We start from the raw sequence: 15,335 nt of genomic DNA, 5'->3' as shown, positions 1-15,335 counted from the left end.
TCTCCGCGCCCTTGAGACGGACGCAACCCGATGCGGAAGGTCAACAAAATCCCAAGCTCGGTCGGTTCACGATGCATTAGCGAATGTCGGCTTTCCGGAAACTGTCCTTACCGCCTGAATGTCCGGTACTAGGCGAAAGCAGCTGATCCGCTTAGCATAAGGCACGCAGACAGGCGGCTTCGCAGGTGGAAGTAACCTGCCTGCCTGGCATGGACTACCTCTCCTTCTCTGACGAGAAGGAGAGGCGTTTCAAAAAATTATCTGTTTTGAACTTTTACCCAGAAGCGTTCTGTTGCTGATCGCCGTGGCTCCCATCCCGCCTCCTTAAGGCTGTTAGGCAGATCTTTTTCCGATGTAGTCGGTAAGGCCTTCAAGACTTCGGCGATTGTTGTCCGCCCCCGTCCTGCGAGATAGGTATCGAGACTTACAACCATCGGTGCCAGCGTTGAGGACGAGGGCATCGGAGTTTCTTTGATGAGGATGCCTTCCTCCTTCTCAAGATGCTCTGCAACCCGGTGTAAACCGAGGAACTTCACCCCGGCCAGCCGGTCTTCGGCATAGAACCCCGACCCTGCCGCATCGGCAAACATGTCCCAAATCCTCTCCACCACCAACGCTGGAAGATGCTGGAGCATGGTATGCCGATTAATCGGCTCCCACCGGAGAAGTTCATCCGGCTCCCCGACAATCACTTCGATCCTATCTGTGGCGACATTGAACCGGATCCGGCTCTTCATCCGGGTACGGATTTCGTCTCGCATTTCCTGCTCATCTCTCATGATGAATAGTCTCTCATTGGTTTCCACGTTTCGTTCTGAACGGATCGGAGAAACCAGTTGAGGCGGCCCTGTTGGCCATGGCGTGGCGTAGACACGCATGATCGCCCGCCCCTCTTTCGAAGGTCGAGACGCATGTAAGTGTCTGATAAGCCAGTATTTCATGGCGATCAGACGTCGATGATGAGTGAATTATGATGGAAGTGGTTGCGGGGACCTGCAACCAAAGAAAACTGCTGCTTGTCGGCGGGTTCGTTGAACGTCTGGCAGCATAGCTAAATGACCGAGAAAGAGGAAGCTTTTTCGCGTGTCCCCATTACCCCTTCAAAAGACCATCCCCGATAGGCCAGAATAATTGTCAGGCCGCTTTCCCAGCGATCACTCGAACAGCCGAAAGCCCCATCGATCGGCAGGTCGATAACTGAGGCAACCCGCTGCGTGTGCGGGCCCATGGTGACAGCGGCCCTTATTTAAGAGCGCTTACCTTGCCTCACCTCCTATTTAAACCAAATGGCTATTGCTTAAATAACGGCACGACGCCATAGTCGGCTCATGTCCGAACCCGCGCGCAACCCTCGGTTAGGCCGCGTCGTCGAAACGCCGGTTGCAGGCGAGACGGTGCGTGCCTTCGTCCCTCCCCCTTTACCGCCTGAGCCATCGATCGACGTGCTGGCTCTACTGGAACGGCTGAGTCTGGCGGAGCGCGCATTAGGGCGTCTGGATGGCATCACCATGCTGCTGCCGCGCCAGGAGCTGTTCCTCTATATGTATGTGCGCAAGGAAGCTGTCCTCTCGTCCCAGATCGAGGGAACGCAATCGACCCTGACGGACCTGCTCCGCTTCGAAACCGAGGCGCAGGCTGGTCAGCCGATCGACGACATCCGTGAAGTCTCCAATTACGTCGACGCCATGATGTATGGACTGAAGCGGTTGGAGGACCTGCCGCTGTCCCTACGCCTGATCCGTGAGATGCACGCGCGATTGCTCCAAAGCGGGCGCGGCGGCACGAAAAATCCCGGCGAATTCCGGCGCACTCAAAACTGGATCGGCGGCACACGTCCCGGCAACGCCTTGTTCGTGCCACCACCACCGACCGAGATGAATGCCTGCCTTGATGCGCTGGAGCGTTTCATGCATGAGGACGGCTCGCGTCTGCCCGCACTCATCAAGGCCGGTCTGCTGCATGTTCAGTTCGAGACCATCCACCCGTTCCTCGATGGCAACGGCAGGATCGGCCGCCTGCTGGTCACGCTGTATCTTTGCGTCAACGGCGTGCTGCGCACGCCGCTGCTTTATCTGAGCCTCTATCTCAAAACTCATCGCGCCGACTATTATCGTCTACTTCAGGAAGTGCGCGAACATGGCGCGTGGGAAGCCTGGCTCGACTTCTTCCTGACGGGTGTCGCGGACACCGCCAATCAGGCGTTCGATGCGGCCACCCGGATCGTCGAACTGTTCAAGCAAGACCGCGAGCGCATCACGGTGGAGAGCGACCGGACCGGCTCGGCGCTGCGCATCCATGATCTGTTTCAGCAGAACCCGTATCTAACGGCCAACCAGCTCGTTCACCAGACGGGCCTGTCGGCGCCCACGGTCAATGCGGCGCTCGCTGATCTGGAACGGTTTGGTATCGTCGAAGAAGTCACTGGCCGCAAACGGGGCCGTGTGTTCAGTTATCGGGGGTATCTCGCCATCCTGAGCGAAGGCACCGACCCGCTCCCCCCTACCGTGTGATGAAAGGAATCCTGTGCGGACCCTTTCTCCGAGCGTTTGACCAACCCCCCTCAGGCTATGCGCCGAAATGCCAGCGCCACGTAACATTGTGCCGTTTAAAGACAGCTACGGAGGGAGAGCGGACTGTCTGAAACGGGATAAAAGTCTCGCAAACCACACGTTCACCAGAACTATTGGCACACCGAGCAGGCGAAAAACTCTTGTTTGGCACGGATTTGGGCTGCGTATCCGACGTAATTCGTCGCGAAATGGTTGAATCGAGACTATAATAATGATGGAAGGCGTAAGGACGGCCGGTCGCCATCCTTGGCTCCACGGATCCAAGAGATTCGATCACGGAACCCGACGAAGCGACACCGGGGATGCCCACCCCGAATTCTCGAATGATGTAGTATTGTGCTCGTTGCCGCAGATGTAATTTTCTTTCATCCGGATTTTGCACACGGTAAACAGTTTATGATCGGACAAAGATGTTGCGCATTCCTCTTTCGACAAAGCTCTCTCTGCATTGCATAGAGTGGTTACTCAATGCTGGCGCCGCCCGAACAATGCGGGGATTTGGAGAATCGTCTTGAGGTACGATTGGAAACGCATCGACCGCTGCCAGTTAGCGTCAATGTGATGAGGGATTGTTGATGCGTTTCACTGCCGAGGAACTGCTCTCTTATCTTCTTGAAACGACACCGTGCTCAACCTTTCAGGCCCCACGTGATTCGCGTGGCCTATACGGCCTCGTCGATCACCATGGCGATCTTCGTTATATTGGATCGACAAGTTCGACTGATCAGACCCTCTATGAGCGGATCCACCGGCGCCATCGCACCGGTTCCGAAGGGATGAGCCACTACTTCTCGCAGATGTACAACACCGGCCGGATGTGGCGCGATCGCAAGAATCCGATCACAAAGACCGATGGCGATATTGCCAAGACGCTGCGCAACGAATTTATCGTCGATCATTGCCGCGCAGTATGGCTGCAGTTGCCCGACACGCTGGACATCGCCGCGCTGGAGGCTGAGGTGCTTTCTTTGGCACCTAGTCATGCTATTTCTTGGAACCGGCGTGGAATGCTGCCTTACGATGAGCCGGTTCACTTGGTGGAAGCTACGCTGTCCCGCCTTCGGTGGGGGACACGTGAGCGTGATGCCATCGAACGACAGCGCGAGCGTTTTCTTGCAACGGTGACCGATCGTGTGGCAGCCCCTATCTTGACGACAGCGACTGCCGGACAGATCCATGTCACACCGTTTCCGAGAGGACCATTCCGCTTCTTTGCGCTGGACGTCGAGACTGCGACCCACGATCGCGGCAGCATCTGCCAAATCGGCATTGCTTGCGTGCGTCCCGATAATTCTATCGAAATTTGGGCTACCTATGTCGATCCGAAAGTGGACCGGTGGGTGTTCACCTATCTGCACGGGATCAGTGCGCGCATGGTGCGAGGCGCTCCAACTTTTTCTGACGTGCTGCCTGTCCTGAGGGATGCGCTGAAAGGTGCGACTGTCTATCAGCACTCAAGTTTTGATCGCAGTGCGATTGCGGCCGCCTGTGGGAAATGCGGACAGCCTGTTCCCGAGTGGAACTGGCGTGACAGCGTTCACGTCGCCCGCGCTGCTTGGCCGGAACTGAAGGGCAATGACGGTCATGGCTTGGCAAGCCTCAAGCAGCATCTCGGCCTCGTGTTCGAGCATCATCATGCAGGTGAGGATGCTCGCGCAGCAGCAGAGGTGGTCTTGCGAGCCGAGGAAGTTCGACCTGCCTTTGTGCAACGGCCGACGCAGGCAAAACAGATACAGAGCGTTAATTCAGGAGATTTAGACCTGAGAGAGGACCGCGGGAACTTGGGAACTAAGGTGCTCAGGACGGTGATCGCCCAGACGTCTCAAACTCCCGCCCCGCACAAGCACCTTTCTCACCACATCGGCACGACCGAACTCACTCAGGGTAATATCGACAATAACCACATCTACCTGAATAGCTTCTTCGACAAATTCCCCGCCGACGTGATTGGTGGATCAAACCGTGCCTCTGCTGCCTTGCGTGAGATTGCCGTCGACTGGGGAGATGATGCGGTAGTCACAACCGACCTTGACGGCACCAAGCGGTTTTTTCGCAAAAGGGGGTGGATTCGTAAATTCTTCGAGCAGGAAAGTGCACAAGCCGGAGACATCGTAGTTATAGAGGAGATTGAGCCCTATCGGTACCGCGTCGTTCTGAAGAGACGTCTTTCTTAGGAAGGATCATCTGTCGTGACAAATCGATGTCGAGCTAAAATGAGACCTTAGATGGCATAAAATGCTCTGAATGTGGTTCGTCTGGCTAGGCTCAGAATACAAAACCAGAACATGACGGCACGCCACTAAAACTTACTTTGATGCCCGATAGGAGTGATGTGTCTCCGACTGATGACTCAATCTATAGCTTTATCTTTTATATATAGCATATTGACGTTGCGAATGATCGGCTACCGGAGCAGCACGCCCCAGTAGTCTTTTTCATTCCAACGACGTGTGGCAAGCTGACGGTGGGAGACCAAACGCCACCCCACCTGTGGCCATTCCAGACACCACTAACCACTTCTCCCGTCAACATTGCCCAGTTCTGTCAAAAGCAGCCCAAACTGCTCGAGAAGCTTCGGATTTTTAGTATAGCTGCACCCTTCGGCAATATCAGTCGCCGGATCACCGTTGAGTGCAATCTTTACCCTTGCGCTCTGTAGCAAGAAGCTGCTGCGATACTTGAGGTTCGCGCCCACTGCCCCCGCAACAGACTGTTTAATGAGGTCAAGTGCCGGCTCTAGCTTGCCTAGTGCAAGTTTCACCTGCGACAGATTGTGCGTGAGCCAGATATATCCGCTTTCGTCATTAATTTTTTCGAGTACGGTTTCTGCCTCGATATAGCGACCGAGCTTGAAGAGCGTTTCCCCCCATTTACGCCGTTGGTAGCTGTCCGGTGCCTTCAAGGCTTCATAGGCTTCGAGCGCACTTGCGAGACGGCTCTGCTCTTGTTCAACACTCGCCGCATGGAACATGATCTCCGCATAGCTGCCGCGACTTTGATCGTCATCAAGCATCAGAGGTGTCGGGTCAGGCAAACGTTTCAGGACGGTCCCAACTCGCTCGGGCGCGTGCCAGACCAACGCGCGTACGAAGCTCGCGACCGAATGGTAGCCTTGGGGCACGCCGACCGAGGCGGCATATAACGCTTCTGACAAGAACAATTCCTCATGCTTATCGATAAGGTCGCCCGCCCAAGTCTGCCTCGCGCCGTTCAGGGTGTCACCCAACGCCATAAGTAATGAGGATGAGACGCCCCCGTCACCCTGTTTCGCTGCAATTATATCCATCGCATATGCACGTGCTTTGTCGTGATCTAAGGCTGTGCGGCCTAGCGACCGGATGAGTTGCAATTTGGCGTCATTCAAGGGGTATTCGGCGACAATTTCCTCAAATAGCTGCTTGGCCTTGTCACTACGTCCGACAAAACGAAGTGTCTTCGCGAGATGATGCTTGATCTCGGCGCGCTGGCGCGGACTGAGATCGGACATTCCTGCGAGATGATCGTAGGCGGGAAGAATGTTCGACGCCCATTCCTTCGCCGAACGTGAACCAAATCTCTGTCTTAGATAGCGATTTTTTGCCTCGATCGTCTCCAGCACGACCAGAATTTCGACCTCGTGATCTAGAGCGCTCAGGGAACCGAGGCGCTTTGCTTCATCCACAGGATCGGGAAGCATGTCGATCTGAGCCGCACTGCCTACCCAAATCATGGCCAATGCGTACAAGAAAGCAGGACGGCGATCCCCTCTCTCGACATTCTTGGCTATTTTCCTGCGAAGCTGGGAGGCAATCATTTGCAAGCCGTGCCCGTCGTCGCGAATGTGTCGTAGAATAAAGTTCTCGAGACGCCGATCGATTTCCCGAGACTTTTCAACCGTAAGCCAGTTCTGCGATTGCAGCGCGGCGAAGACGATGTCGTGTATTCGGATCGATGAAAAACTTTCCGGTGCCATGAGTCCATGGCGCTCGAATGCCTTGAGGCGCAATGTACCGACGACATACTTGAAGAAGGCACGATCGCAGTGGCTTTGACCTGCCCATAGGAAAAGGCAAAGCTCTTCCATCAAAACAGATCGCAGACGACCCAGGATACGATCGGCAAGCCGAACCTCGCCATCCGACAGCTTTGCCACGTTAGCGCAGTCCCCAGCCAGTTCGTCCCAAGGCTCATTCTCACGGGCAGCCATGTTCAGCATCACAAGACTGAGCGGATGCCCGCCAATCGTGCGCCATATTTTTCGAAACGCTCTATCTGTTGGCTGGGTGAGGACGTCCTTACCCAACAACTCCCGTGCCTTTCGTTCCTCCATCGTCGGCATTGGAAAGGCTCCGGGAGAGGCAGTTTGCCTAGTGATCAGAATACGAGAGTCCGGCCCGCACAATGTGGCAAGTTGGTCGACAGCGAGAGTTCCCCTAGCGTCGTCGAGTACAAGGAAGGTCTTATTCTTACGCAGGAGCGCGCTGACGTTACGTTCTGCACCGCCGCGTCGAACTGGAACCGAGGAAAGCTGCTCGATCCCGTCAATATCGCGGCCACTCACCCAAAAGCGATATTCGAACTGATTCTCGTGCCGCTTGAGGCACGCGGCAGCAGCTTGCGACTTTCCTATGCCACCGATACCGCATATCTCGACACATACGTCAGTGGCCAAACGCCGGTCCAATTCCATGTCGACGTTCTCATTCGCGACATACAGCGCGTTAAGAGGGGGTGCTCGCAGTGATGCGGGATGATCGTCGCGAATCTCATCCAAAACGAAAAGATGTTGAGCCAGCGCGTCGATCGTGTCGTCCCGCAACATCAATGTATCGATAATGGTTTCGGCGATGGACCGGCTGTCCATCACGTGGAGGCGACGTTCGCCCATACGCACATGCTGGAGCGCCTCGTTCACCATCCGCTCGATCGCGCCCGTTTCCGCGCGTTGGGAACTCAGGAGGTAGATATCTTCTGCGCACGGCGCCAACTCAAGGGCGTGATTGAGGTCTCCCCACGGCTTGCTCATCGCCCCGGACAAATAACCCTTCTGGATCGAAGCCTCGACGACGACGGTGCCGTCCTCGGTCGTGGCGTCCAATGCACCACCAACAGGGCTGCCACCAACCGACGATCCCCGCTGTATGAGCGTGACGTCGAGCAGTTGCTCCACGAGGACAACGGCAAAGCGCTCAAATATCGAGCCCGGCCCCAAAACCGCTAGTGAATCAATCACGCGCTGGATAAGCAGACTGCGGGTCTGCGGGTTCACGATGAAGGCTCCGGCATTAAGGGATGTCGCAAATTCAAGCTGACCTGAATTCTACAGCTGCACCGACTATCATAGCAATGGTTCAATCAACTGCCAGATGTCGTGAGCGACGCGCGCCACCGGCCGGTTCCCGTCGACGATTCGACAGCGTTCCGTATCCAAGCGGGCTGCAGCGAGAAGCCCATTCCGGATAGCGAAGAAGTCCCTATCCGCCTCCGCCGGATCAAGCGCGGCGTCGTTTCTGCAACTCAGTCGAGTTTGAGCGACATCGACAGGCAGGTCCAGAACAATCGTGATGTCTGGCATGGTCGCTCCAACCACGATGTCACGAACGGATCGGAACATCTCCTCGATATCGATATCTGACACCGCGACCTGAAACGCGTAAGTCGAATCGATAAAGCGATCGGATACCACCCAATGCCCGGCAAGGAGGGCTGGCCGAATCACACTACGTACATGATCGAACCTAGCCGCGCTTACCAGCAAGAGCTGCTCCGTCGGCGAAAGACAACGTTGTCCACGCGTCAGGATCACTCTGATCTCCGCGCCCAGCTGCCCGCCATCCGGTTCCTTTGTCTGTAGCACTGTTCGGCCGGTGGCCCTAAGATGTTCGACCAACAATCGGACCTGCTCGGTCTTTCCGCTACCATCGATCCCCTCAATACTGACAAACGGCACGTACGCACTTCCCTGTTCTATGAATGTAAGGCTATGAATACCATGAAGCGCTCCAGCACGGTTGCGTTCATATCCGCTGGCATGCTCTCGCCCAAAAAGCGGGACCATGCATTGGCTCGGCGGCAGTTGTACCTGAATTATGGCGCGCTGTCTTTGGCTACCAAACTCGAGCTAGCGGGCCATGATGTCTCTCTGCTCCACGGGGAGCATCGTTCTCCCGAGGACGTATTCCGACAGTTGCAGGAGTCCGGTCGATTTCCGTCGATCTACCCGCTGATGGTTTCGATTCCTAGCTTTTACGCCCTGCCTTGGGCCCAGACGTTTTGCAAACTCGCCAAAGCTTTTGACCCTTACTGCCGGATCGTAGTCGGAGGCCGTTGGGTTGTCGGCCCAGACCCGAATTGGTTTCGTGGTCTGTTGCCGGAAGCCGACGCAGTTGCTCCTGGCCTCAGCGAAAGCGTCATCGAGCAGCTTCTGACGGAACGCCCTGTGCTCTCTCGCATCGCGGAACCGACGCCGGGTTTCACGCTCAACCATCGCCTAGTGGACGGCTTTCGTAAGTATCAGCCAAGCATTGAGGCGTCGCGCGGCTGCGGCATGGGCTGCGTGTTCTGCGAAGAGCGTGACATCCAGGTGGAAAAACTCGGCGAGGGCGCTGCGTTGGCAACATCGATGGCTCTTGTTCGCGAGCAATATGAAGGCGAGGAAATCCGCCCTTACCTGCAGTCCTCAATGTTCCTGCCGAATGCCCGTTGGGCGGCAGGTTTCGCAGATGAGATGCACCGCCGCGGCCTTGATATCTCATGGCGCACCGAAACTCGGGTCGACGTAATGACTCCCCAAACCCTTAAGCACCTCGCTCGAGCGGGGCTGCGGGTCATCGACCTCGGGCTAGAGACCGCCTCTCCGCGCCAAATCCTGGCGATGAAGAAGGCTTGCAATCCCAGCCGCTACCTCTCCGCCGCTTCCGATCTCTTGACTGCTTGCCGCGATAACGGCGTGAAAGCCAAGGTCAACGTTCTACTCTATGCCGGTGAAACCCGCGAAACCCTCGAAGAGACGACCGCTTGGCTCGAAGGCCGCCGCGATGCGATCGCAGGGGTTTCAGTCGGCCCAGTGCTCGCTTACGGGCCGCCCAAGACGGCCGACGTTTTAATCCAAGAGTGGTGCAGGCTCGGCGCCCGGCCAATCGATAAACGTGCTGCGGCCACGTCTGGCATCACCGCTATGCATCTGAGCCCGGACTTCCCCGCGGAAGAAGCGGAGGCGGCAAGCCTTGCCCTTACCCGCCATTTCATGGACCAAGATGCATATTTCGCGCTGAAGAGCTTCTCTTATTACCCGCGCGATTACGATCGTGAGGATTTTGACCGCGACGTGTCGGCTTCCGATCCGTCCTTGCTGCCTTTTTCCGTCAGAGACACGTCGACACCCGAGGTCATGCCTTCCAACAAATTCGATACCGCATTTCAAGACTAAGGATAACCAATGACTATCAAGATGATCAAAGATCCGATCCACGGTTCGATCGAGTTCGAAGGAGAGGCCTAACTTCAGCTCAAGGCCGTGCTGTCGGATCCTTATTTTCAGCGGCTACGCCGCGTGAAGCAGCTAGGTTTCGCTGACTATGTATTCCCGTCCGCCACCCATTCCCGATTTGGTCATTCATTAGGTGTTTATGCGGTAGCCAAGCGCTTACTATCGGTCGTCGAGCCTGAAGTCAGAAATGGCGAATGGTCGGAAAAAGGCCACGCATGTCTAGCTGCGGCTCTTCTGCACGACATCGGCCACGGAATGTTCAGCCATGCGTTCGAAAACGCAATAAAACTATACGTAACGCGCAATGGTGAGCCGGAGGACAGCCCGCTCACGGCTGCGGTGAACCACGAGAAGATCAGCCCCCGGATCATCAAGAATACATCTATTGGTCGCATGCTCGAGAACATGGGCGGTGCGGATTTCCCCGAGATGGTGGCGAACATGATCGCTAAGAATGACAAGCAGTGCATATACACATCACTGGTGTCGGGCCAGCTCGATGCGGATCGACTGGATTACGCGAAGCGTGACCCTTACTTCTCCGGCGTCTCCTCGGTCAGCATCGACCTCGACTGGCTCATGCGGAATTTCCAAGTCGGGGACGGCCCTAACGGCCGCTTCCTTTACGTGAATAGCAAGGCCTACATCTCGCTCGAACAGTTCACCGTCACGCTGTTTCAGTTGTATCCGACCCTCTATCTGCATAAGCGGACCCGGGGCGTCGAATACATGTTTTCGCTGTTGATGAGCCGGGTCTTTGAACACATCGCCGCCGGAGACGAACAGCGGGCCGGTCTGACGCATAACCATGCTCTGGTTCGCTTCTTTCAAAACCCGGACAATCTTGAAAACGCGCTTTTGTTGGACGACAGCTTATTCTGGGGAACTCTACATCTCTTCCAGGAAGCCAACGACCCCAATATTAAGACGGTTGCCAATCGTATCGCTTCCCGAAATTTCTATCCAATGCACGACGTCTGGAAGCTTACAGAGGAGGTCGCTGCCGACAATACGGTGATAAAGGAGCTCAACGCTGGACGACGGATGGAAATACTCAACGAGGTTTGCGTGCAGGTCGTAAACGATCTGCGGGAGAAAAAGGATATTTGGGCGGAGGCTTGCTACTACGACACGTATCCCCGACATCTTTACAAGCCGAGCACCACCGAAGGCGGTCATCCTCAGCAAATCAACGTCGAGGTCGGAGGCAAGATAATGGATATCGCCTCGATCTCGCCGATCGTCGCCAGCGCAGCACGCTTCAGCATCCATCGCATCTTCTATGACGATGCCAAGGATGGGCTTGGCACCCGGCTGGAGTCGGCAATTCGTGACAGAGTGAAGGTCAAGCTGGACGAACAGTTGAAGAATGGTGTCCACGGCTGATCCACTGGAGACTGGGCGGAACACCGCTCGGTCTCACACCCCAAACGCCACGCCGAGTTCACTTACAGCATGACCGTCAGCAGGTTGATGGTGGGCCTAAACTTGCTCGAGCTAGCCCATAGGATTTGGACGGTCGGAAGCGCTGGGCTGCGAGGACCGCGACAGCGCATTGAAGACGTTTATCGACTGGGCTAGGATCCCCTGCCATATCTAATCGAGTGTAAGGGGCGTTGCGTTGGCGGCGATTTCGAGTGGGTCGGCTCCGTCTCGACGATCGCCACTCCCGTCATCTAAATGGTTATCCTCGGCCCGCGTGCAAGAGTCATCATTCCGATATCGAAGCGACATCGTCCGGTGTGATACCGTTGAAGAAAAACCGAAGGATGTAGCGGTCAAACGCCGTCAAAGTTTCGACCCTGAGAGCTACTTCGAGCCCGTTGCGGCGAAAAAGGTTCAACGCGCTCTTGAGGTCGAGATCCGCATGTGAAAAGTCTATAAAATGTGCCATGTGCAGCTTACGTGAGATCATCCGCGGAAGGCCATATTCTTCCAGATTGTGTACTGCTGGTGGCAAAAATGCGTGACTAACCTTGCCAATGAAGCCGCCGATATCGACAGATGAGTTGACGATCATTTTATGAAGCTCATTGATGTCGCTCAGAAGAGCCGAGAGCTTGAACGTGATCGTCCTCTCCAACTGGAAAAAGCCTTCGATATCAATTCCAGAGCCAGAGAGTTGCCGTAACATCGTCGGTATATCGGTTGTCCAGTTCGACGCTAGGGCCTTAACCACCGCTACCACCCGCTTGAAAGGGGCATCCCATCCAGAAGGCTTAAGAGCAATTACTTTGTAGAGCATCCGATCCCAGTCAGAAGGATTGCTCGAGTTTAGATAGCCGAACCCCTTCCAATCTTCGGGATTATTTTTCATATCGCCGGCGATCTGCAGCAAGAAATCTGCGTCGCTATCTTGCAGTAGGTTATCTCTCTTGATCCGCGCGAAGTTTTCAACTCCAACAATATCGGACATCTGAAGCTTATACTCGATAATCTTTTCGATCTGGCGCTCATTCAAACTTTCGCGGTCTTGGGTTTCGTCTAGACCACCGAGGACCGTGTCAGGAAACTCGATCTTAAGCTGCGTATCTTCATCCTTTGGTGGTGAGTCCAAAAGGTAGATATGGCCTACAAAATGCTTGAACATGCGGCCACCTCGGCCAATTATGTTCTTGTATGTGAAATCTGTCAGGTTATTCCGCCCGAGTTTACTCTTCCATATTACGACGTTTTGCGCAGATGTGTTCACGCCCTCAATGATCGAAGATGTTGAAACGATGCTGTCGAAGCCTTTCTCATGCTCGAAAAGCACGACTTGAAGCTGGCTGAGACACCTATGCATCCGTCCATTGTGCATGCCGACGCCGCGCTCCACGAGGTCGGCCAATACCCAGCTCTCTTGATAATTCTCACGAAGCCACCGAGCAAAATGGTTCGTATGAACTCGGTCGACTTTGCTCATTCGGTCCACAACGAGATCGGCAATCCTCTTGATCTCTGCGTATGTTCCGGCATAGACGAGAGACTTCTCATTTCGCGGCGATATAATTGACAGAAGTGCCTCGGATTTCTTTTGCGCATCGGCCCCGATTTCTTTGTAAACCTCATGTTTCTCAAGGAATACGGTGTTAAAATCGAGAAGTTCCAGAAACTCCATGTCGCGTGTGAAGACGTTATCTGCCAGCTTTTTGATGTTCGGGGCCAGATAATAGCGCTGTTCAGCCCGGCGAGATAACTGGACAATAGCCTTGATGAGTGACGGAGCCCGCTCCTTGTCGTGGACGATACTTGCCTTGTAGAACTCATCAATGACCAAAAGATCGATTTTTTTGAGTTTATTGATGTAGCCGAATGCTCGCTCCTGCGGGAAGATCAGAATATTCCGTGCTTCGAGAGGAACGTCAGGGGCAGTGATAATGCCATAATCGCGCGAGAATTTTTTGTACACGCGACGGCGAGTTTCATCCATCAACGCAATCGTGGGGACAATGATCACTACCGTGTCTGGTCGCTTGGCCGCGATAAATGCGTCTATTATGAAGCTCTTTCCGAAACTCGTTGGTGCACTCACAGCAACACTTTTGCCGCCGAGAAGCTTCGACAAAACCGTGGACTGCTCACGATGCAATGTCGCGGTTCGGTTGCCGACATCCACAGCGAACGCCTCATGTACGAATTTCTGATCCCATGACGCATTCTCAAGCTGCAGATACGGGAAGAGCCCCGCAGATCGAACCAGTTGATTCAAGACCTGAGGATATGGCGTTTTGCTACGATCTAGATCGCCTAACAGCTTTATCAGCATATTGCGCGCGGCTAGGTCATTACCGCCTTCGATGAGGTCATTGACCTGGGAGCATGCCGCAAACAGCTCCATCACGCCGCCCCCTTGTAGAAAGAGACTGCTCCCAAGAAGGTGTCGACAATTGCCTTCTTATCTGGAACCGGGAAAAGAATCAGATGGAATTGAATGTCGCCATATTTATGGACCTTGGAAGACTCGGATATCTGCTTCGAGAAGTAGGCCTCAGCTCTCTCTTTGTGATAAGCGCAGATCGCCTTCCGATACGCCTCGGAAAGTTCACCACATTTCGCCGTCTCGGCACATTGATGAATAATGAGGATCGGAACGTGGATCTTCGGTTTTAGATGATCGATCGACACCTGGCTGCTTAGTGCCGCCTTGATTTTTGTCCGCAGCGCCTCAGCCAAAATCAGTTGGTCAAGATCGGACACATTGGTGATGATGGCGTTTTCTTTTTTTAACTTGCCTGTGTTTAGGCTTGCGTAAACTGAATTTACCACCGCGTCCAAGCGTGCATCAGCAATGGAATTATAAAATTTCGCTTCGCCGAACCACAGAGTGAAGTCCTGGCCATCTTCGCTGACCACGATATGGACGCTATCGGCACCCTTGGCATTGTCCTGTACATTCTGTTTGTAGAATATCTTGGGTACGACCGGCAGCGCTTTGTAATGATTTTTCATGATTCCATAGAGAAAAACCTCAGCGATTTCACTCCCCTGGCCGACCCCATCCTTGTCAGTAAGCCTAAGATTTCGGGCTGCTGCCACCAAGCCCGAATGGCTCTGATCAGCCAGTGCCAATCGCTCCCTCTCAGAGAGAGCAGTTTGAGCGATGTTGTCCCAAAGATAACTTTGAAATCGGCTGCTGAGCCATTTTCCATCCTCGAAGTCGTTCACCAAGCTCAGGACGCGCTTGTTTAGCAGAATCTTCAACTGGGTGACATTCGTGATCTTCGATAGTGACTCATCGATAAGCGTCTCGAAGGCAATATTGATCATGCGGCATGCCGCCTTTGCCAAGACTGAAAGCAGGCTATGGATCGTAATCCCAAAAACTCGCCCGCTCTCTGCATGAAAAAAATGCCTTCTTCCCACTGCCCTCTTTTGGATTCCCAAGAAAAGAACCGAGTGTCAAGCTTGCTGGGTACAGCGATCAGGATAGTTCTTGTCACGAATGTCGCCCGAGTGGTCGAGGGTATGCGTCAAAAAAGAACAAAAACGGAACACGGCATAGGTCAAGACTACCGACGTTGGTGAGGCCCCGCTTAAAATCTGGCCGCCGACACCGCCTACGGCGATGCGCCGAAGCTGGCGTGGTTGGTCGACGAACGCGGTAGCGAGCCGCATATCCCGGTGCCCTCAGCCTGCGCCCCTACCCTTTTCTCCTCCGCCCCGGTACGCCGGAACTCGCCCATTTACGCCTGCGTACGAAGCAGTTGGCTGCGGGTGTCATGGACCCCGATTTGAACCTACCGACGTTAAACGCTTGAAATGATGGGGAATTTGATAGGCGTGTGGTGTGGGCTGCAAAAAAAACCCGCCAAGTC

At 54.6% G+C, this 15,335-nt stretch carries 10 protein-coding genes; 4 read left to right on the top strand and 6 right to left on the bottom strand.

Annotated elements, in window-relative coordinates; translation table 11 throughout:
- Positions 1-257: 257 nt before the first annotated feature.
- Complete coding sequence (locus GOB81_RS12645; protein WP_242010253.1) at positions 258-878, bottom strand: hypothetical protein; 621 nt, start codon at positions 876-878, stop codon at positions 258-260.
- A gap of 450 nt (positions 879-1,328) precedes the next feature.
- Here GOB81_RS12645 and GOB81_RS12640 point away from each other — a divergent pair, with 450 nt between their 5' ends.
- Together GOB81_RS12640 and GOB81_RS12635 are read left to right on the top strand one after the other, a co-directional pair.
- A complete protein-coding gene (locus GOB81_RS12640; protein WP_173570789.1) occupies positions 1,329-2,510 on the top strand; it encodes a Fic family protein in 1,182 nt (393 codons plus the stop codon).
- Positions 2,511-3,145: 635 nt separating this feature from the next.
- Positions 3,146-4,744: a 3'-5' exonuclease gene (locus tag GOB81_RS12635; RefSeq protein ID WP_173570788.1), complete on the top strand. Its 1,599-nt coding sequence runs from the start codon at positions 3,146-3,148 to the stop codon at positions 4,742-4,744.
- Between the two features lie 335 nt (positions 4,745-5,079).
- Here the strand turns inward: GOB81_RS12635 and GOB81_RS12630 are convergent, their stop codons facing one another.
- Together GOB81_RS12630 and tmk are read right to left on the bottom strand one after the other, a co-directional pair.
- Complete coding sequence (locus GOB81_RS12630) at positions 5,080-7,818, bottom strand: tetratricopeptide repeat protein (RefSeq protein WP_173570787.1); 2,739 nt, start codon at positions 7,816-7,818, stop codon at positions 5,080-5,082.
- Positions 7,819-7,887: 69 nt separating this feature from the next.
- Positions 7,888-8,499, bottom strand: a complete 612-nt coding sequence (gene tmk, locus GOB81_RS12625) for a dTMP kinase (RefSeq protein ID WP_173570786.1) — start codon at positions 8,497-8,499, stop codon at positions 7,888-7,890.
- On the opposite strand from tmk, the gene GOB81_RS12620 reads away from it, so the two are divergent.
- Both GOB81_RS12620 and GOB81_RS12615 read left to right on the top strand, forming a co-directional pair.
- A complete protein-coding gene (locus tag GOB81_RS12620) occupies positions 8,428-9,978 on the top strand; it encodes a B12-binding domain-containing radical SAM protein (protein ID WP_242010251.1) in 1,551 nt (516 codons plus the stop codon). The genes tmk and GOB81_RS12620 overlap by 72 nt on opposite strands.
- Positions 9,979-10,101: 123 nt before the next feature.
- Positions 10,102-11,424 (top strand): HD domain-containing protein, encoded by a 1,323-nt coding sequence (locus GOB81_RS12615; protein WP_198912115.1) that lies wholly within the window; start codon positions 10,102-10,104, stop codon positions 11,422-11,424.
- Positions 11,425-11,749: 325 nt separating this feature from the next.
- Here the strand turns inward: GOB81_RS12615 and GOB81_RS12610 are convergent, their stop codons facing one another.
- The 3 genes from GOB81_RS12610 to GOB81_RS12600 form a co-directional block, all read right to left on the bottom strand.
- The gene (locus GOB81_RS12610) at positions 11,750-13,858 is read right to left on the bottom strand and encodes a DEAD/DEAH box helicase (RefSeq protein WP_194299907.1); all 2,109 of its coding nucleotides are present in this window, start codon (positions 13,856-13,858) and stop codon (positions 11,750-11,752) included.
- Positions 13,858-14,787: a HamA C-terminal domain-containing protein gene (locus tag GOB81_RS12605; protein ID WP_173570783.1), complete on the bottom strand. Its 930-nt coding sequence runs from the start codon at positions 14,785-14,787 to the stop codon at positions 13,858-13,860. The genes GOB81_RS12610 and GOB81_RS12605 overlap by 1 nt, the downstream gene beginning before the upstream one ends.
- Before the next feature lie 132 nt (positions 14,788-14,919).
- The gene (locus GOB81_RS12600; protein WP_173570782.1) at positions 14,920-15,135 is read right to left on the bottom strand and encodes a hypothetical protein; all 216 of its coding nucleotides are present in this window, start codon (positions 15,133-15,135) and stop codon (positions 14,920-14,922) included.
- Positions 15,136-15,335 lie beyond the last annotated feature (200 nt).

The sequence above is a fragment of the Acetobacter conturbans genome (assembly GCF_011516755.1).
Classification (GTDB): Bacteria; Pseudomonadota; Alphaproteobacteria; order Acetobacterales; family Acetobacteraceae; genus Acetobacter; species Acetobacter conturbans.
The sequence above is the reverse complement of the archived record's forward strand: the minus strand, read 5'-3'. Positions and strand labels throughout refer to the sequence as shown.

Coding starts and splice junctions, on each gene's coding strand:
- GOB81_RS12645 (WP_242010253.1), bottom strand. CDS start 878: ATGCGTGTCTACGCCACGCCATGGCCAACAGGGCCGCCTCAACTGGTT.
- GOB81_RS12640 (WP_173570789.1), top strand. CDS start 1,329: ATGTCCGAACCCGCGCGCAACCCTCGGTTAGGCCGCGTCGTCGAAACG.
- GOB81_RS12635 (WP_173570788.1), top strand. CDS start 3,146: ATGCGTTTCACTGCCGAGGAACTGCTCTCTTATCTTCTTGAAACGACA.
- GOB81_RS12620 (WP_242010251.1), top strand. CDS start 8,428: ATGTTCGACCAACAATCGGACCTGCTCGGTCTTTCCGCTACCATCGAT.
- GOB81_RS12610 (WP_194299907.1), bottom strand. CDS start 13,858: ATGGAGCTGTTTGCGGCATGCTCCCAGGTCAATGACCTCATCGAAGGC.
- GOB81_RS12605 (WP_173570783.1), bottom strand. CDS start 14,787: ATGATCAATATTGCCTTCGAGACGCTTATCGATGAGTCACTATCGAAG.
- GOB81_RS12600 (WP_173570782.1), bottom strand. CDS start 15,135: ATGCGGCTCGCTACCGCGTTCGTCGACCAACCACGCCAGCTTCGGCGC.